The sequence below is a fragment of the Methanobrevibacter intestini genome (assembly GCF_047402955.1).
Taxonomy (GTDB): Archaea; Methanobacteriota; Methanobacteria; order Methanobacteriales; family Methanobacteriaceae; genus Methanocatella; species Methanocatella intestini.
Genome location: NZ_CP187956.1, coordinates 1670336 through 1690145 on the forward strand (window position 1 = coordinate 1670336; position 19810 = coordinate 1690145).

The following is a 19810-nucleotide window of genomic DNA, read 5'->3' on the forward strand; positions in this document are numbered from 1 at the left end:
TAATAACTTATATTTGCAAAAGTCTTTAATGAAAATAAATAGTAAGTTGATTGAATGGAGAAAAATACTTAAAATGATGATTAGAATGATATCTTTGTTTATTTCTTTATTTTTTTTAGCATTGATTTTTCAAAACCAAAATCTGAAAGATTTTTTCTGCTTTGAAAATAAATTACTAACTCAAGAATAAGTCTGCAAAGCCAAAAAATTAAAAAACTATTTAAGTTTCACTGTATTGATTTGTTTTTTAATTTTTAAATACTAGTTTCATATAATATTTTTATAATGCTAATTGAAAATATTGAGATTAATTTAGATACAAATAAGACTTTTGAAATTATTGACATAACATCTAAAATTAATGAAATAATAACTAATTCCAAGGTCAGCAATGGAATTGTAAATTTATTTTCTAAACATTCTACATCAGCTATTTGCGTAAATGAAAATGAGGAAGGCCTACTTGAAGATTTGGAATTTGCATTATCCAATATAATTTCTAATAAATTTAGTTATAAACATGATAATATTGATAATAATGCTAAAGCTCATTTAAAATCATTTTTACTTTCTTCTAGTGAGTCTGTTCCAATATATAACAATAAATTAAATTTAGGAACTTGGCAATCAGTATTTTTTATAGAATTAGATGGACCAAGACATAATAGGATAGTTAACATAACTTTAATTGGAGAATAACTATGAATAAATGGGTTTTATTTTTAATTGTAATTATAGCTGTTGGCGGTGTTTTGATAGCTGCTGAACAAATGCCACAATATGGTGAAGATTCACAAAACATTTCAGTTAACAATTCTTCTCAGAATAATCCTGATGTAAATTACTCTGAAATTGATGTTCAAATGAAAAAACTGTGGTATTAAAGGGCTAATTATCTAAATTGCCTAATAATTGGAAAAATTGCTTTATGAAATTGATTTATCTTTAAATCCTCTGATAAAATAAAATTAAAAAAAGAGAAATTAGAAAATTGAATTATTCCTGTGGGTTAAATTCAATTTCAAATCCGATTACCGGATAATCTAGAGTAAAGTTAGTGATTACTTCAGGGGAGAATTCACCAAAGAAACCGGATACATTTCCATTAGCTGAAGTTCCTTTTACATCACTTACCCTTCCAGCTATAAAACTGGAATTGTCGCTGTCACTGATTTCCATGGAATAACCTAAGTTTTGAAGTAAGCTGGTTACAACAGATTTGATTTCAGTAAAGTTTGCACTTGAGTGGCAGATTAATCCAGCTAGTTTTTTAGAAGCTCTTACTTTGGTTTCTTGGGTTTCATCCATATATAAGACATCACCTATTTCGAATATCTTTTGAGGTAAATCTTCGTGTTTATTGTCTTCTAAGAATTCCATTAAACTGTTGATTAAGCTTGTACGAATCATGGTTCTGTCAATTGTAATCGGTCTTGCTACCTGAACATGGTCGATTTCTTTTTGTTTCATTTTAGTGAAGTGTGCATCTTCATTAGTAAGCATTAAACTCATAATTTCCTGAAATCCTAATCCGATCATAACTTCTCTCATAATTGATTCTGATCTGAACCAGTCATGTTCGTAAGCTATTGTTGAAATGTCTGGAAGTTTAGCTTCAACATCATTAATTCTGTATTGTACAGCAATGTTTTCAACAACATCCACTTCGTGAAGAATATCTATTCTGTAAGATGGAATATAAACTTTCAATTCATTGTCATTTAATATTTCTGAGTCAAAACGTGCTTGAGATAATAGCTGTTGTATATCTTCAGCATTTAAGTCAGTTCCGCCAATTAAACTGTTAGCTACATCAACATGGACATTTTTTACCTGAGGAGTTAAATCAGGAGTAGTTATGATTTTATCCTCGTATTTAATTTCCATACTTTTTATTTTTCCGCCGACTTCTGCAAATGAACTGCAGATAATGTTTAAACACTGATTAACTGCACGTTCATCAGTTCCAGTTACATCTACAATAATGTTTTTTACATTTTCATCAATTTTTGTAAGTTCTCCATTAATGATTGGAGGCATGGAAAGTACCTGATTGTCTTTATCTAAAATTAAAGGATATTTATCAAAATCTTCAAGAAGATGAGCATAAGCAACTCCTTTTTCATGCTGGGTTAATACTTCTTCAGGAGTCATTGGAGTATCTTTTTCAAGAGCAACAAATGCATTTTCATCGTTAGGAGTAGCTATATAATGGAATGGCTGGGATACAACATCTGCATTGTGAATACCAATAGCTACTTTTTTCCTGTCCCTTCCGATTACCCAGTGAAGGTTTTCCTGAAAATCCATAATATATTTAAGTTTATCACCGGTAAAATCAACACCTTCGATTTTTGCAAAGGCAATGTAAGGTCTGATTTTAGCCACTTCAGCATCTACAATTACACTTTCATCTGATGGTGCAACTTCATATTTTGGAAGTCCGGTTTCCTGATTGATAAAGCCTTTAAAAGATCTGGCAACTCCTTCTACAGATAAATTGTCCGGACGATTCGGGAAAAATTCCACTTTAATTTCTTCATCATCAAAGTCTTCAATATCACTTGACATCATTGGTAAAGTGTTTATTAATTCGTCTTTTTCCATATCTATTCCTAAATCTTTTAAATCTTGATATTTGAATGTAATAACTGGCATTTAATATACTCCAATAAAATTATTTTTATAATCCATAAATAGCTATGAAGAATAATGATTCAATTACAAAATGTAATGACCTGTGTTCTAATTCATTCATATGACTGCTAATAAGTAATGTGTGGCTTACATCTATTACAAAATGAATAAATGCTGCTAATATTCCTATTTCTAAATTTAAAAATACTATTGACACAAAAATAAAGTGGAATCCTGCTTCCATTAATTCATGTATAATCCATGTTTTCCATGGAGCATTTACTGAATTGTTAATTATTCCTCCTAAAATAAGGTAGAACTTATTAAAGATTTTCCACACGATTTGGGTGTGGACTGTGTCGCTTATAGCTAGTACGATTGCAACATAAAACCATAATAATTCCATTTTTAACAGTCCTTTTATATTCTTTTATACATTTATTATTTAGTGTAGTTAATCATTATTAAAGTATCTGTTTTTATTAAGTTTCTGACTCTGTTGAAATTTTTCTAATTTTTTTACAGTAGAAGTTGCATATTGATTTATTTTAATTACTGATCTGTTATATGGTTTTTAAATTCTGGAATACTGAATTTATCTAATGAGATATTAATGAAGAAATTAAATACCTCTTGAAATCCATCGTTAAATAAAAATAAAATGAAAATTCAGTAGGATAACAGCACTAAACCGTATGGATGTGTAAATGAGGAATGCATCTTAAAATATTAGTTTTATTCAACAAAATTTCAAAAAAGATTTTCGGATAATTTAAATTTTTCTTATATATTTTTAAATAAAGAAATACATATTTAATAATATTATTTTTATTTAATTATTTGGAGAAAAGATATGTCAAATGAGAATATTCCTAAAGACTATGATTTTAAAAAAGAAAAGATTTGGGAGCAAAAATGGGAAGATGAGGAGCTTTATAAATTCCTCGGTGATGGAACTAAACCTAGATATATAATTGATACTCCACCGCCATATCCAACTGGTTCTATTCATTTAGGACATGTGTTAAATTGGGTTTACATTGATATGAATGCAAGATACAGGAGATTAAAAGGCTTTGATGTTCTATTTACTCAGGGATGGGATTGCCATGGTCTTCCTACTGAAGTTAAAGTTGAAGAAACTCATGGAATTAAGAAAAATGATGTTTCAAGAGCTAAGTTCAGAGAGTATTGTATTGAGTTAACTACCCAGAACATAGCTAAAATGAAAAATCAAATGCAATCTTTAGGTTTTTCACAGGATTGGAGCCGTGAATTTATTACAATGACTCCGGAATACATGAAAAGGACACAGTATTCCTTTTTAAAAATGTATGATGAAGGATTGATTTATCAGGGAATACATCCTGTTAACTGGTGTCCTCGTTGTGAAACAGCTATTGCTTTTGCAGAAGTAGAGTATAGTGATAATGAAACCTTTTTAAACTATGTCAACTTCCCGCCAGCTATGGAAGATTCTTATGATGATATAACCAGTTCTAAAGTTTCAGGTAAAGAGGCCAATCCTAAAGATGAGGGGGTTATGATTGCAACTACCCGTCCTGAGTTAATGTCTGCTTGTGTAGCTGTTGTAGTTCATCCTGATGATGAAAGATATGCTCATTTAGTTGATAAATATGTTGAAGTACCTTTATCTCATCAGAAAGTAAAAATTTATCCTGATGAAGAAGTAGATCCTGAATTTGGTACTGGTGCAGTAATGGTTTGTACTTTCGGGGATAAAACAGATGTAGCTTGGGTAAATAAACATAATCTGGAAATTATTGATGCTATTGATGAAAAAGGCAGATTGACTGCAGCTGCCGGAAGATATGAAGGAATGGATTTAGCTACCTGTAAAGCTAAAACTATTGAAGACTTGAAAGAAGAAGGATACCTTTTAAAACAGGAAAAAGTTGATCAGAATGTTGGTCAGTGCTGGAGATGTAAAACTCCTATTGAAATTTTAGTTAAAAAACAGTGGTTTGTAGCTGTAAATAAATTAATCGAGCAAACTAAAGATGCAGCAGAAGAAATGAACTGGGTTCCTGAACATATGAAAAGCCGTATGATTAACTGGGCAGATTCTATGGAATGGGACTGGTGTATTTCAAGACAAAGGTTATTTGCAACTCCTATACCTGTTTGGTTCTGTAAAGATTGTGGAAAAGTAATGCTTCCTGATGTTGAAGACTTGCCAGTTGATCCAACTCATGATAAACCTAAAAAAGCATGCAGCTGTGGATGTGAGGAATTTATTGGAGAAGAAGATGTTTTAGATACCTGGATGGACAGTTCTATTTCACCGCTTTCAATTGCAGGATGGCCTAACGAAGGTTATGAAAACAATTTCCCAGCTAATATCCGTCCGCAAGGACATGACATTATCAGAACGTGGGCATTTTATACAACACTTCGTTGTCTTGCTTTAACAGGTAAAAAACCATTTGATGATATTGTAATCAATGGTATGGTATTTGGTGAAGACGGATACAAAATGAGTAAGTCCAGAGGAAATGTAATTGCTCCTGATGAAGTAATTGAGCAATACGGTGCAGATGCTTTAAGAACATGGGCAGCTAACAGTGTACCTGGTTCAGATGTAATATTTGACTGGAAAGACATTAAACACGGTTACAGATTCTTAAGAAAATTCTGGAATGCATTCAGATTCATCAGTATGCAGATATTTGATGAAGAGGTAAGCTACGATGAAATAAAAGGTAACTTTGATCCTCTTGATTTATGGATTTTATCTAAGTTAAATAACCTTAATAAAGTTGTAGATAATGCATTTGCAAATTATGACTTTGCAACTATAATTACATCAATTGAAAAATTCATCTGGCATGATTTCTGTGATGAATACATTGAAGCAGTAAAATACAGATTATACAATGATGATGTAAGTGATTTATCAAGAAAAGCAGCTAAATACACTTTAAGAAATGTTATTGAAACTTCATTGAAATTATTGTCTCCAATTGTACCATTCTTTGCAGAAGAAGTTTACCAATACTTTGGTGATGGAGAATCTATTCATAAAACCTCCTGGCCGGAAGTTAATGAGGATTTAGTAAGTGAAGATTACGAAAACAAAGGTAATATCACTGTAGATTTAATTGATGAAGTAAGAAGATTCAAATCCAGTTCAAAAATACCTCTTAACGCTCAATTGTCTGAAGTTAATGTTTATACTAATGATGAGAATTTAGTTGAAATATTTGATGAATTTTCACAGGATATTGAAGGAACTCTTAAAATTGATGATTTGTCTATTAAAACAGGAAAACCTGAAGTTCATGAAAAAATCATTGAAGTTGAACCTGACATGTCTCAAATCGGACCGATGTTTAAAAAAGATGCCGGAAAAATCATCGGTTACTTAAAATCCACTGATATTGAAAAAATAGCTGGTGAATTAGAAGAATCTGGCGAATTAGCTATTGGAGATATTGTTGTGGGTAAAGATTTATTAAACATCTCAAAAGAAATTGTAGGAGCTTCCGGTAAAAAAGTAGATATCTTGCAGTCTGAAAATTTAGATGTTATTGTTGAAGTAATGAGATAATTTTACTTCAATTCTTATTTTTTTTAACAGTAAACTTTTTATTCTTCTTTTATCTAAAATTAATTTGTTTTTATTAAATTAACAATTTTTTTAAGTGATTACATTGAATTATGAGAAATCAATAAAGTATGATAAAAATTTAGTTGAAAATAAAATTATGGGTCCGAATCCTTTAAAACTAGTTGAAGAATTATTAGTAAATCATAATATTTCAGATTCTGCTGCTGTGATGGATTTAGGAAGCGGAAATGGTTTAACTTCAGTATTTCTTGTAAAAGAATATGGCTTTAAAGTTTTCCCTACTGATTTGTGGAGTGATCCTACAGAAAACAAGAAATTTTTTGATGAAATGGGGCTTTCAGGTGATGAAATAATTCCTATCAAAGCGGATGCTAATGATCTGCCATTTGCTCATGAATTTTTTGATGCAATAATTTGTACAGATTCCTATAATTACTTTGGAAGAGATTCAAGCTTTTTAGATGAAAAAATAATTCCGTTTATCAAACCTGGAGGTTATGTGTATATTGCAGTTCCGGGTATGAAAAAAGACTGTCATGACGATTTGCCTGACGAATTATTGCTTTCCTGGAATGAGGAACAGCTGGATTATATTCATGATATGGATTATTGGGAAGATATAGTTGATAAATCTGATAAATCAAGGATTATTTCAATTAAACAGATGGAAGGAAATGAAGAACTTTGGCAGGATTGGATTAATTGTGACAATGAATATGCTGCAGGTGATAAAAAAGCTATTGATGCAGGAGCCTGCAAATATCTGAATTTCATATCTATTGTACTTCAAAGAAAAGAGTAATTTTTTATTTAACTTAATTAATCAGATAACTATAATAATTATTATAAGGTAAATAAGATTGATAACAATGAATCTTAAAGTTAAAAATATTTCCAATATTGGAGGTGAGGTTAAAGCACCACCTTCTAAAAGTTATTCTCATAGAGCAGTTATACTGGCATCTTTAGCTAATGGAACATCTAAAATTTATAATATACTTTTTTCACAGGATGTTTTATCATCTATTAATGTTTGCAGGGCTTTAGGAGCAAATATTACTAAAAAAGATGATTATCTGGAAATAACTGGAACCAATGGTAAATTGCATAATTCATCAGAAGTTCCTATTGATTTAGGTAATTCAGGAACTACTTTAAGATTAATGACCAGTATAGCTAGTTTAGCTGACAATGAAGTTATTTTAACAGGAGATGAATCTTTACAGACAAGACCTATGGAAATTTTAACAGAATCATTAGCTTCATTAGGTGTAAATGCAACTTCCATCAACGGCAATGGAAAAGCACCTATTTTAATTAAACCAGGTTATGTGGGTGGTGAAACTAGTATTTTAGGTAATGTCAGTTCCCAATTTATTTCATCAATTCTAATTTCTGCCCCTTTGTCTGAAAAGGGTGTTGATTTATTTGTACTTCCTGAATTCAAGTCACGTCCTTATGTAAATATGACCTGTGATATAATGGCTAAATTTGGTGTTAAAATTAAAAATGAATTTTATATACGCCATGATGACTGTGATAAGGAATTTAAAAACTGCCGCATTGATGAATTTAACATAGCTAAACAGGAATATAAATCCTGTGATTATATAGTTGAAGGGGATTATTCATCAGCGTCTTATTTGCTGGCAGCTGTAGCTATTTATGGTGGGAAAGCTAAAATATTAAATTTATTTAAAGATTCCAAACAGGGGGATAAATTAATATTGGATATTTTAAGACAGATGGGTGCAAAAATAGAAATATCTGATGATTATGTTGAAATTTCATCTGAAGGTAATTTAAAAGGAATTGATGTTAATTTATCAAATGCTCCTGATTTATTAATTACAGTAGCTATTTTAGCAGCTCTGGCTAATGGAACTACTAACATTACTGGTGTTAAACATGCCAGAGTTAAAGAAACAGATAGAATAGATACTACATGCAGAGAACTTGAGAAATTAGGATGTAATTTAAAAGAATTTGAAGACGGCATGTCTATTGAAGGTGGAATCCATTCAGGTACTGTTGATTCACATAAAGATCATAGATTGGCTATGGCATTTTCTTTAGTTGGTCTGAAACATGATATAGAAATTACGAATGGGGAAGTTTTTGATGTGTCTTTTCCTAATTTTATTGAAGCTATGGCAGAAATTGGAGTTGAACTGGAGTTAATTTAGGAAGTGGTTTGGTGTTGGAACTAACAAAAACTGATAAGGTTATTAAAATTGTTGATGAGTTAAATAAGTTATATAAAATTAGAAAATTTCTAAATAATGATCCATACAAGGTTTTAGTCAGAACAATTTTATCTCAAAGAACCAGAGATGAAAACACAGATCAGGCTACTAAAAACTTATTTGGCAAATATAAAGACATTTATGAAGTTGTGGATGCTCCAACTGATGATGTTGAAGAGTTAATCAGATGTTCCGGATTTTACCGTGTAAAAGCAGCTAGAATTAAGGAAGTTTCAAGGATTTTAATTGATCAGTATGGGGGAGAAGTTCCGGATAATTTAAAAGAGCTGGTTGAGCTTCCTGGTGTTGGCCGTAAAACCGCTAACTGTGTTCTGGTTTATGCATTTGAACTTCCAGCTATTCCTGTTGATACTCATGTTCATAGAATTTCCAATAGGATTGGTTTGGTAAATACCAAAACACCTGAACAGACAGAAGTGGAATTAGCTAAAATAGCTCCTAAGGAATTATGGATTAAATTAAATGATTTAATGGTTCAGTTTGGCCAGACTATCTGTAAACCGATGAGTCCCCAATGTGAAATGTGTCCAATATCAGATATTTGTGATTACTGCTGATTTTCCGAAACATTTATAAATAAAAACATTGTTATATAACATTAGTTATAAACAATAACTATTGTTATATTAGGTATTCCAAAATATAACAATTAATGATAACCCTTTATAATATACCTTAAATAGATTAATTAGGAGAAATAATTATGGTAAATGTCCCAGAATTAAAAAGAGGAGTTTTAAATAGTGTTATTGATGCTATTGGAAATACTCCTATTGTAAAATTAAATAATATAACTGAAGATTTAGATGCAGAAGTAGATGTAAAAATGGAATCTTTCAATCCAACTGGAAGTGTAAAAGACCGTGTTGCAGTTGCAATGATTGAAGATGCTGAAGAAAAAGGTTTGCTTAAAGAAGGTTCTGTAATTATTGAACCAACTAGTGGAAATACCGGTATTGGATTAGGTTTTGCTGCAGCTGCTAAAGGTTACAGATTAATTTTAACCATGCCTGAAACCATGTCTATTGAAAGAAGGAAATTGTTAGGTATCTTTGGAGCAGAACTGGTATTAACTCCAGGTTCAGAAGGTATGGGTGGAGCTATAGCTAAAGCTGATGAATTGGAAAAAGAAATTCCAAATGGTATTGTTTTACATCAATTTGATAATGAAGCTAATACAAGAATTCATTCTAAAACTACTGCTAAAGAAATTTTAAGAGATACTGAAGGTAAAATTGATGCTGTAGTTGCTGGTGTAGGAACTGGAGGAACTATCACAGGTATTGGAAAAGTATTAAAAGAGGAAAATCCTGATGTTCAAATTATAGCTGTTGAACCTGAGTCTTCTCAAACCTTAGGAAAAGGAGTTAAAGGTCCTCATAAAATCCAAGGTATTGGTGCAGGTTTTGTTCCGTCTATTTATGATTCTGATATTATTGATGAGATTATACCTGTTAAAGATGAAGATGCAGGTAACACCTTACTTGATTTAGCTAAAAAAGAAGGAATCTTTGCAGGAATTTCATCTGGAGCAGCAACATGGGCTGCAATTCAAGTAGCTAAAAGGGATGAAAATAAAGGTAAAAGAATATTGGCTATTTTACCTGATGACGGTTCAAGATATTTATCTGTTGACTGGTTATTTGAATAAATTTATATATTATGTATTATAGAAAATGTATATACTATATGTTATATTTTTATAGATATACATATTCTAAATACAATTTGGGGTTTGTTAATGCTTGGTAGATTAAAGAGTGAAATCAAGACAATAAAGGAGAAGGATCCGGCAGCACGCAGTACTCTAGAGATATTTTTATGTTATCCTGGTTTTTATGCTATTATTATGCATAGAGTCAGCCATTATCTATGGAATCACTCTTTAAAGTTATTGGCTAGAATGAATTCAAATTTAGCCAGATTTTTAACAGGTATTGAAATCCATCCTGGTGCAACTATAGGTCAACGTGTTTTTATTGATCATGGAATGGGTGTTGTTGTTGGAGAAACTGCAATTGTTGGTGATGATGTACTTATTTATCAGGGAGTAATTCTTGGAGGAACAAGCACACAAAAAACTAAAAGACACCCAACTATAGAAAAAGGAGCAATTATTGGTGCTGGAGCTAAAGTAATGGGTAATATTACTGTTGGCCAATATTCTAAAATAGGAACTGGTGCTGTTGTTTTAAAAGATGTTCCTCCGGATTCCACATGTGTCGGAGTTCCCGGAAGAATTGTTAGAAGTAAAAATGCAGAAAATATTGAAATTCACCATAAAACTGTTGATTTAGATCATAATAAGCTTCCAGATCCAGTAGCTGATGCAATTAATACTCTTACAAAGCATCTTAAAGAAAATGATAAACACATTAAGATATTATATGAAAAAAATTCAATTTGTTTAGCTGAAGATGATGAAGACGAATTGGATGATTTATTGAAAAAATAGGAGATTAACATGAAACCGCCTTGTGAAATTGTTGTATGGTATGTAATACCTGCAATTAGATCAGAATTAGCTAAAGATTTATTGGCTTTAGGTATGAAACAAAAGGATGTTTCTGAACTTATGGATATAACTCAACCTGCTGTATCTCAGTATATTACTGATAAAAGAGGTAGTGGTGTTGTTTTAAGTTCAAATGTAAAAGAAATGGTTAATGAATTAGCTATTCAATTACATAATGGTGAAGCTAAAAAAACAGAAATAATTGGTAGAACATGCTCTATTTGCAAACATATTGAAATTGGGGATGTTTTAAAACAATTAAACATTGATAAAAATGATCTTGATGAAGATTGTCAAGGTTGTTTAGGTTCTGAAGTTACAGAATGTAAATCGTAAACTATATATGTAATAATAGTCAAACTATTAATTACTGTTTTATTTTTTATGGCAAGCTGACCGAGCGGCTTAGGTGCGTGGCTGCAGACCATGATACTGGGGTTCAAATCCCTAGCTTGCCTTCATTATTAATTATATTGCTTTTTTTGAGGTATTTTTATGGAAATTTATTCTACTTTAACTCGTAGTAAAGAAAGTTTTGAAACCATGAATGATAATAGAATTAATTTATTTGTTTGTGGACCTACTGTTTATGATGATGCTCATATTGGCCATGGAAGAACTTACATTTCTTTTGATACAATAAAAAGATACTGGGAATATAAAGGTTATACAGTATTTTATATTCAGAACATTACTGATGTTGATGATAAAATAATTAAAAGGTCAAAAGAAACTGGAATTCCTGCAGGTGATATAGCTAAGAAGTTTGAAAAAAGATATATTGAAGACATGGCTAAATTAAATGTCACAGGTGTTAATTTATTTGCAAGAGCTACTGACCACATGGGTGAAATAATTGACCAAATTCAAAGATTAATTGATAAAGGTTTTGCTTATGAAACTGAAGACGGAGTCTATTTTGGAATAGACAATTTTAAGGAATTTGGAAAATTATCAAATAGAAACATTGAAGAATTGGAATCCCATAGGGAAATAGCTAAAACTACTAAGAAAAATCCGATTGATTTTGCATTATGGAAAAAAAGAGAAAATGTAGATGAACCTGTATGGAACTCTCCATGGGGTGAAGGAAGACCTGGATGGCATATTGAAGATACAGCTATTACTGAATACTACTTCGGACCGCAATATGATGTTCATGGAGGTGGGCTTGACTTGATATTCCCTCATCATGAAGCAGAAATCACCCAAATGGAAGCAGTTAGCGGAAAAAGTCCTATGGTAAATTACTGGTTACACACCGGATTTTTAAATGTTTCAGGAGAAAAAATGTCCAAATCTTTAAATAATTTCATTACGATTCGTGAATTACTTAAAGAATATGATGCTGATGTATTCAGGTTCTTTGTATTGTCTACTCATTACAGAAGTCCAATTGACTTTTCAAAAGAGTCACTTCATCAGTCTGAAAAAAGTTTAGATAAAATTAAAAAATATTATGAATCATTAGAATGTGAAATCATAGAAAATGCCACTTCTGATTATGCTCCATTAAAAATTGCTAAAGAAGAATTCTTTAAAAGTATGGATGATGATTTCAACACTCCAAAAGCTATTGCAGCTATTTTCGGATTAATAAATGATTCCAAAAGTGAAATTGATTCTTTAGCTGATGAAGATGTTTCAGCTATTCGTGAATTTTTAGATGATGTTGGTTTTATTTTAGGTATTGATTTTGTTTTAAAAGATACAGGATCTTCTGATGAATTATTAACTTTAATTTCAGATGTTAGACAAAAATTAAGAAACAACAAACAATATGAATTGTCTGATAAAATAAGAAATCAGCTAACTGATTTAGGTTATGAAATAAGTGATTAGAGGAGATTTATAATTTATCTCCTATTTTTTCTATTTGTGCAATAGCTTCTTCTAATCCGTCACCTTTTCCAGCAGCTCCTTTTGCAACAATGGTATCGATTATTTCCATACCCATGTATCCAAATGGTATAACTTTCATTGAATCAATGTAGGCTGCAAATGCATCGCTTGGTTGAGCCTGGGTAAATATTTCTATTACTTTTGTACCTTCTAAGCTTTTATTTGGATTTTGTGAAACTTGATAGAATCTGTCAATTAATGTTTTTGCTTGTCCGCTCATTTGACCATAGTAAATTGGGCTTGAGAAAATAAATAAATCTGCTTCAAGCATTTCATCAATGATTTTTCTTGCATCATCATCTTTTACACAGTCACCTTTTTGACAGGCTTGACAGGCTTTACAAAAACCAATATCTAATTCATTAAGATAGTAAATGCTTTTTTCACCGTCAATTTTTTCCAATACTTTGTTTACTAAAATATCACAGTTTCCATCTTTTCTAGGACTTCCTACGATTGCTACAGTTTTCATAATTTTACACTCTCCTATACTTGTAAATTTATGTTTGTGTTATATTTAAATTATTGTTTTTTGCAACATTTTTCCTTAATTTGCTCAAAATATTTTGACAAATCATAAATATGCTTGTATTATAAATATATTGATTAAACTTAAGAATTATTTTATTTCAATAAAAAACTTTAAGTTTCAATGTATATTAATTTAAAATGAAGTTAACGGGGATATGATGATTAAAAAAAGATTTATTTTAGTTATCATGATTATTTTAACATTTTCCATGTCATTAGTTAATGCTAATGAAGATTTAAATAATGTTGGATATAATGATGGCTTGCAAGTTAATTCCACATATTCTGAGGATGTTTTAACTGCTCCTGAGGATGTTGGAACATTTAGTGATTTGAATTCGAATATTCAGGCAAATCCGAACATAAGTTTGGATAAGGATTATAAATATGATTCTTCAAGTGACGGTTCTTTATCATCAGGTATCATAATTGATAAAGATACAACTGTTGATGGTGCATCACACATAATAAATGGAAGCAATTCCAAAGATGTAAGGTTGTTTGCTGTTAATAAAGGTACTTTAACTTTAAAAAATGTTATAATAACTGATTTGAATTATAATGCAGATGATAAAGGGTTAATTTATCAAAATGGAGGTAATCTTGTACTGGATAATGTTACTTTTCAAAATTCAGGATATAAAAGTTTAATATGGGCTGATGGAGGTTCATTAACTGTAACCAATTCTTATTTTATCAATAATACTGCAACTAACATATTCAGAGTCAGCGGATATAATTCAGTTTTTATAAACAGTAATGTAATAATGAATAACAATATTTCCAATGCATTACTTGAAAATGGATTGAATGTAAACACTATTGACAATAATGTTTTTATAAACAATATCAATCATGTAAATATTGAATATATTAAAAGCTGTAGGGATAATTACTGGGGTACAAATGCAGCTACCTATGGTTCTGTTGGAATATTGTATAAATGTGATTTTACAATAGCTAAATTAAGTATTGTCGGTAATAATACTATTTCTGGAGATTCTGCTTATCAGATTGTATTTAATAATACAAAACTGCCTGTATTTAATCTTAATGCAATTATCGATGAAAAATATGCTACCTTGAATCAGAACAGTATAACTGTCAAAAACGGAGCTGCAGAAGTTAGCGTTAGCCCTAAAGCTAATGGTGTTGCAACGTTAAGTGTTGGTAAAGATTTAATTAAAGATTCCAATACTAAAAATATTAAAATTAATCTTGACGGAAGTATTGATGAGTTATGGGTAGCAACTACAGGTAGTGATACTAACGACGGCAGTAAAGACAAACCATTAGCCAGCATAACTAAAGCTATTGAAATAGCAAAATCAGGTTATACTATTCATATAATGGATGGGGAGTATTCTCAAAAAGTTTTAGAAATCAATAAAACCCTATCATTTATTGGTGAAGGAAATAATGTGGTTGTAAGAGGAACTGGAAACCGTGCATTTTCATGTACTGAAGACGGATGCAATTTGGAATTTATAAACATTACTTTTGCAAATTTAATATCTGAAGAAACAAGATCTGCAGCATTATATATTGAAGGTGATGGTTCTCTTAAAGTAATTAATTGTACTTTTAAAGATATTGGAGCCAGATATGGTGCTATGGACATAGGAACTACTGCAAATGCAGAAATTAAAAACTGTACTTTTGAAAATGTAGTGGGAACTGCTTCCAGATCAGCTATTATTCATGTTTCTGGAAGTGGGGAGTATATTTTTGACGGATTAACTATTTCAAATTCCAAATTAGCTGATAATATTGTAGAAAATGATAAGTATGCATATTTAAGGGGGATATTTTATATTGATGATTCAAATGCAGTTGTAACTTTAAATAATACTGTTATTAGAGGTTCATCCGGTCCAATGCAGGCAGTAATAGAAACAAGAGGAAAACTAACTATTTTCAATACTGTAATTGTGAATAATACTGTTGGTATGACTTCTACTGGTTTTGGTCAGTATCTTATTTACGGATCAAGTGCAAATGCCAATATTAATATTAAAAACACGGTAATTTCAAATAATACTGCTGGAGACAGCTCTGAGAGTGAAATTTTCCAGCTTACAAATGGAAATGCTCTTGATGTATCTTATTCCAGCATTGTTGATAATAAAGTTAACAAAATATTCAATGTTAAATCAGGAAATGCTGCAGTTACTATGGATTATAACTGGTGGGGAAATAATACTGTTTCCAATGATAAAATCAGCAAATGGATTATAATGACCACACCTGAGAATATAACTGCTCAAAAAGGTAAAACAATTGATGTGGAAGTATATTTCAATCATTATACAGATGCAAGTGGTAAAATTTATGATTTGGCTGTAAATGTTCCAATAACTGTTAAATTCAGTACAATCAATGGAACTTTGTTAATCAATGTTGCATATAGTGTTAATGGAATAGCTAGTGTTCCATATACTGTAAATAATAATGATACAATTACTGTAAAATCAGGTAACCAAACAGCTACTATTAAGATTATTTCCAAAGTCATTGATGCTATTTGGGTGTCAGCTGATGGTAATGATGCAAATGACGGCAGTGAAAACTCTCCGGTAGCTACAATAGCTAAAGCAATTGAGCTGGCTAAAAATTCATCTACAATATATGTTATGGAAGGAACTTATTCTCAAGGTCAGATAACAATAAATAAGGAAGTATCTATTACAGGTTTAGGTAAAGTTATTTTGACCAATAATGCATTTGTCTGCAAAGCAGATAATGTGGAATTTAATAACATTGTATTTTCACAAAATGACGGATCTGCAGTTTTAAAAGTATATGGCAATAATATTAAAATATATAACTCTACATTCAGCAATATTAATGCTGATTTGGGAGTATTGTATATTTCTTCAGGTTCTGTGGATATTGTTAACACTCTAATAAACAATGTAAACAGCAAATATTTAATTTCAATTTCTAAAAATACTATTTTAAAAATGTCAAATTCTGTTGTTGACGGAAATAACCTTGAAAACAGTATTTTTTATTTTGGAGACGGATCTTCTTTAAATGCAGATTATTGTATTATCACTAACAACAGATTTGTTAATTATACAAGTGTGGAAGAAGACGGCAAATCCGAAATTTCTCTTGATTATAACTGGTGGGGAACCAACACACCTGCAGGAAAGGATATTAAAAATTGGGTAATAATGAATGCTCCTGAAAGTATTTCCGGTGAAAAAGGTGAAACTATAAATGTCAATGTTGATTTCAACCATTATATGGGTGTTGGTGGTAAAATTCATACATTAACAAAACATATTCCGGAAACAGCAGTTGATTTTGATGGAAATATTCTAAATACTGTCAACGGATTAGTTACTTTTTCATATACTATAGAAAACAGCAATAAAATTGTTGTAAAGTCTGCCAATCAAAGTTCAGTCATTGATGTCATTATAAAAGAAGTTAAAAGAGATGTCTGGGTATCTAAGGAAGGAAATGATGAAAACAATGGTAGCCAAACCAGTCCTGTAGCTACAATCAAAAAAGCTTTAGAATTAGTAAGTGACGGATATTCAATTTACATAGCGCCGGGAACTTATCTGGAATATGGATTGGAAATAACCAAGTCTGTAAATATAATTGGTTCAGGCAAAGTCATTATTGATGCTGATAATAATGGCAAAATAATTTCTACAACAAATAAATCTGCAGTTATTAATTTAGCTAATTTGGAATTAACTAAAGCAAAAAGCAACTTTGGATGTGCAGTTTATAATTTAGGAGCTGATTTTACACTAAATAATATAAGCATTTATGATAATGAAATAACTGATGCTTTAGCTAATACTATGAGTGCTATTTACAATACTGGAGTAATGACAATCAAAAACTCTAAAATAATTCATAATATTGGACATGGATTAATATACAACAGCAATAATCTTGCATTGATTAATTCAACTGTATCAGGCAATGATATCGCTTCAGGCACTTCATCATATGGAATTGTTTATTCAACGGGAGGTACTGTAAAAATAGTTGATTCTGATTTTGACAATAATATTGCAAGATTGGGAACTGTTTATATTTCCAATGGAAACCTTATAGTTGAAAACTCTATTTTTGAATCTAACAGAGTTACTGTAGGAAATGGAGGAGCTATTACTTTATGGTCTTTAAGTTCTAAAGTAAACATAACTAATGCCACATTTAGAGATAATATGGCTGCTAAGGATGGTGGAGCTATTTTGGCTAGAGGTGATGTAAACATATTAAATTCCATATTTGAAGACAATGCTGCAGGTAATGGATATTATGGAAATGCAATTTATAATTATGGTAATTTAAACATTCATTATTCAGTATTATTGGAAAATGCTTCCCCTAATTATGTAATTTATAATTGCGGATACAATCCTTCTGCTAATGCACAATACAACTGGTGGGGAACTAATAATGATCCTTCAAAATTGGTTGGTGCAGGTAAATGGGATGAAGATACTCCATGTGAAGATGTAGATGTTTCAAATTGGATTATTATGAGTGTAACTCCAAACATTATTGAAAATATCACAGGAAATCAAGTTATAAAAGCAACATTTGATAAATATCAAGGCAACGATGGAAAACTTTATGATTTAACTAAAACTCTTCCTGAATTTAATGTTAAATTCAGTGCGATTAATGGCACATTATCAGATAATCTGGCTAAAGTTATTAATAATGCAGCTAGTGTTAATTACACAATATCTGACAATGATACAATTACTGTAGAATCTGGTAATGAAATATTTAATATTAAAGTTATTGTAGCTAAAGAAACCTCAATTATTTTAATCAATGTTAATGATATTGTTGTAGGTGAAAATGCTACAATTGATGTATTTGTCAATAAAAATGCAACAGGTAATGTGGTTGTTAGTGTTAACAATAAAAATACTACTGTTAATATTAAAGATGGTAAAGCCAGTTTAATTGTAAGTGACTTGCCTGTCGGCAAATATGACATTGTAGTTAAATATAGTGGAGATGCTAATTATGGAGCTAGTACAAACATAACCTCATTTAATGTAGGCAAAATAGCTAAATATGACATTGATGTTGATATTTCCAGGGTTCAAAGTGGAGAAAATGCTACAATAACTGTAAGTCTGCCAAAAGATGCAACAGGAAATGTTACAATAATCATTGGAAATAAAAAGTATAATGCAACTGTAGTTAATGGAACTGCTAAAATTACCACTGATGTATTGGATAATGGTACTTATAATGTTGTTGTATCTTATTCTGGAGATAATAACTATGTTAATTATACTAAACAGCTTAATATGACTGTAGATATTAATAAAAATGTTAACTTAAAAGCAAATGACATTGTTATGTTTTATAAAGATGGAAGCAGATTTACAGCAGTTTTAACTGATTATAAAGGTAATCCGATAGCTAATGAAACTTTAATATTTGTAATTAATGGTGTAAATTATACTAAAATTACTGATAATAAAGGAACTGCTTCAATGGCACTTAAGTTAATGCCCGGAGTATATGAAGGATTAGTACTGTTTAATGGAACTTCAAATTACAACAATATCTCTGTTAAATGTAATATAACAATTAAATCTACTGTTATTGGCCATGATATTGTTAAAATGTTTAGAAATGCAACTCAGTATTCTGCACTATTCATAGACAGCAACGGTAAAGCTTTAGCAAATACTGCGGTTAAGTTTAATATTAATGGTGTTTTCTATACTAAAAATACTAATGGTGAAGGTATAGCTACTTTAAATATTCAGTTGCTTCCTAAAGAATACATTATAACTAATTATAATCCGGTTACTGGTGAGGAAAACTCAAATAAAGTAACTGTCAAATCATTACTTGTTGGTAATTCTGATTTGGTTAAATATTACTTAAATGAATCCGGTTATACTCTTAAGGTTATTGGTAAAGACGGTAAAATTGCAGCTGGTCAGGAAGTAACCTTCAACATCAACGGAGTCTTTTACCACAGAGTATCTGATGACAATGGTATTGTTAGCTTGGGTATTAAGTTACGTCCGGGCACCTACATTGTAACTGCTGAATACGAAGGCTGCAGAGTCTCCAACAACATTACAGTATTGCCAACTTTAATTACTAAAGATCTTGACATGAAATACTTAGACGGCAGCAACTTCACTGCACAAACATTAGACGGTCAAGGCAAAGCATTAGCTAAACAGAACATATCATTTAACGTAAACGGTGTATTCTACTATAAAACAACAGATGAAAACGGTATAGCTAACTTGAATATACGATTAAACCCAGGTAAATATATCATCACATCTATCTGGAACGAATATCAGGTTGGAAACAATATTACAATTGCTTAAAAAAGAGGATTCC

Annotated in this window: 14 protein-coding genes and 1 tRNA gene; 12 read left to right on the plus strand and 3 right to left on the minus strand. The window is 30.7% G+C overall.

Annotated elements, in window-relative coordinates; genetic code table 11:
- Positions 1-285 precede the first annotated feature (285 nt).
- Together ACMC9J_RS07880 and ACMC9J_RS07885 are read left to right on the plus strand one after the other, a co-directional pair.
- Positions 286-699 (plus strand): secondary thiamine-phosphate synthase enzyme YjbQ, encoded by a 414-nt coding sequence (locus tag ACMC9J_RS07880; protein ID WP_019264194.1) that lies wholly within the window; start codon positions 286-288, stop codon positions 697-699.
- A gap of 2 nt (positions 700-701) precedes the next feature.
- The gene (locus ACMC9J_RS07885; protein WP_427003186.1) at positions 702-884 is read left to right on the plus strand and encodes a hypothetical protein; all 183 of its coding nucleotides are present in this window, start codon (positions 702-704) and stop codon (positions 882-884) included.
- 112 nt (positions 885-996) lie between these two features.
- Here the strand turns inward: ACMC9J_RS07885 and pheT are convergent, their stop codons facing one another.
- Both pheT and ACMC9J_RS07895 read right to left on the minus strand, forming a co-directional pair.
- Positions 997-2658, minus strand: a complete 1662-nt coding sequence (gene pheT, locus ACMC9J_RS07890) for a phenylalanine--tRNA ligase subunit beta (RefSeq protein ID WP_427003187.1) — start codon at positions 2656-2658, stop codon at positions 997-999.
- A 25-nt stretch (positions 2659-2683) separates the two neighbouring features.
- Positions 2684-3043, minus strand: coding sequence for a hypothetical protein (locus ACMC9J_RS07895; protein WP_427003188.1), 360 nt, complete (start codon positions 3041-3043; stop codon positions 2684-2686).
- 447 nt (positions 3044-3490) lie between these two features.
- Between ACMC9J_RS07895 and ACMC9J_RS07900 the strand changes: the two genes are divergently transcribed.
- The 9 genes from ACMC9J_RS07900 to cysS all read left to right on the plus strand — a co-directional run bounded on the left by ACMC9J_RS07900 (position 3491) and on the right by cysS (position 12853).
- Positions 3491-6208: a valine--tRNA ligase gene (locus ACMC9J_RS07900; protein ID WP_427003189.1), complete on the plus strand. Its 2718-nt coding sequence runs from the start codon at positions 3491-3493 to the stop codon at positions 6206-6208.
- A gap of 103 nt (positions 6209-6311) precedes the next feature.
- The gene (locus ACMC9J_RS07905) at positions 6312-7031 is read left to right on the plus strand and encodes an SAM-dependent methyltransferase (protein WP_427003190.1); all 720 of its coding nucleotides are present in this window, start codon (positions 6312-6314) and stop codon (positions 7029-7031) included.
- A gap of 67 nt (positions 7032-7098) precedes the next feature.
- The gene (gene aroA, locus ACMC9J_RS07910) at positions 7099-8415 is read left to right on the plus strand and encodes a 3-phosphoshikimate 1-carboxyvinyltransferase (protein ID WP_427003191.1); all 1317 of its coding nucleotides are present in this window, start codon (positions 7099-7101) and stop codon (positions 8413-8415) included.
- A gap of 8 nt (positions 8416-8423) precedes the next feature.
- The gene (gene nth, locus ACMC9J_RS07915; protein ID WP_019266232.1) at positions 8424-9053 is read left to right on the plus strand and encodes an endonuclease III; all 630 of its coding nucleotides are present in this window, start codon (positions 8424-8426) and stop codon (positions 9051-9053) included.
- A gap of 146 nt (positions 9054-9199) precedes the next feature.
- Positions 9200-10147, plus strand: coding sequence for a cysteine synthase A (cysK, locus tag ACMC9J_RS07920; RefSeq protein ID WP_304160715.1), 948 nt, complete (start codon positions 9200-9202; stop codon positions 10145-10147).
- Between the two features lie 90 nt (positions 10148-10237).
- Positions 10238-10951: a serine O-acetyltransferase gene (gene cysE, locus ACMC9J_RS07925; protein WP_019264186.1), complete on the plus strand. Its 714-nt coding sequence runs from the start codon at positions 10238-10240 to the stop codon at positions 10949-10951.
- A gap of 9 nt (positions 10952-10960) precedes the next feature.
- Positions 10961-11347, plus strand: coding sequence for a transcriptional regulator (locus tag ACMC9J_RS07930; RefSeq protein ID WP_019264185.1), 387 nt, complete (start codon positions 10961-10963; stop codon positions 11345-11347).
- 50 nt (positions 11348-11397) lie between these two features.
- A tRNA-Cys gene (locus ACMC9J_RS07935) sits at positions 11398-11469 on the plus strand.
- Between the two features lie 37 nt (positions 11470-11506).
- Entirely contained in the window at positions 11507-12853 is a 1347-nt protein-coding gene (cysS, locus tag ACMC9J_RS07940; RefSeq protein WP_427003192.1) for a cysteine--tRNA ligase, read from the plus strand.
- A gap of 7 nt (positions 12854-12860) precedes the next feature.
- Here the strand turns inward: cysS and ACMC9J_RS07945 are convergent, their stop codons facing one another.
- Positions 12861-13385, minus strand: coding sequence for a flavodoxin family protein (locus tag ACMC9J_RS07945; protein ID WP_011953792.1), 525 nt, complete (start codon positions 13383-13385; stop codon positions 12861-12863).
- A 217-nt stretch (positions 13386-13602) separates the two neighbouring features.
- Between ACMC9J_RS07945 and ACMC9J_RS07950 the strand changes: the two genes are divergently transcribed.
- On the plus strand, positions 13603-19797 hold the full coding sequence (locus ACMC9J_RS07950) for an Ig-like domain repeat protein (protein WP_427003193.1): 6195 nt from the start codon (positions 13603-13605) through the stop codon (positions 19795-19797).
- Positions 19798-19810 lie beyond the last annotated feature (13 nt).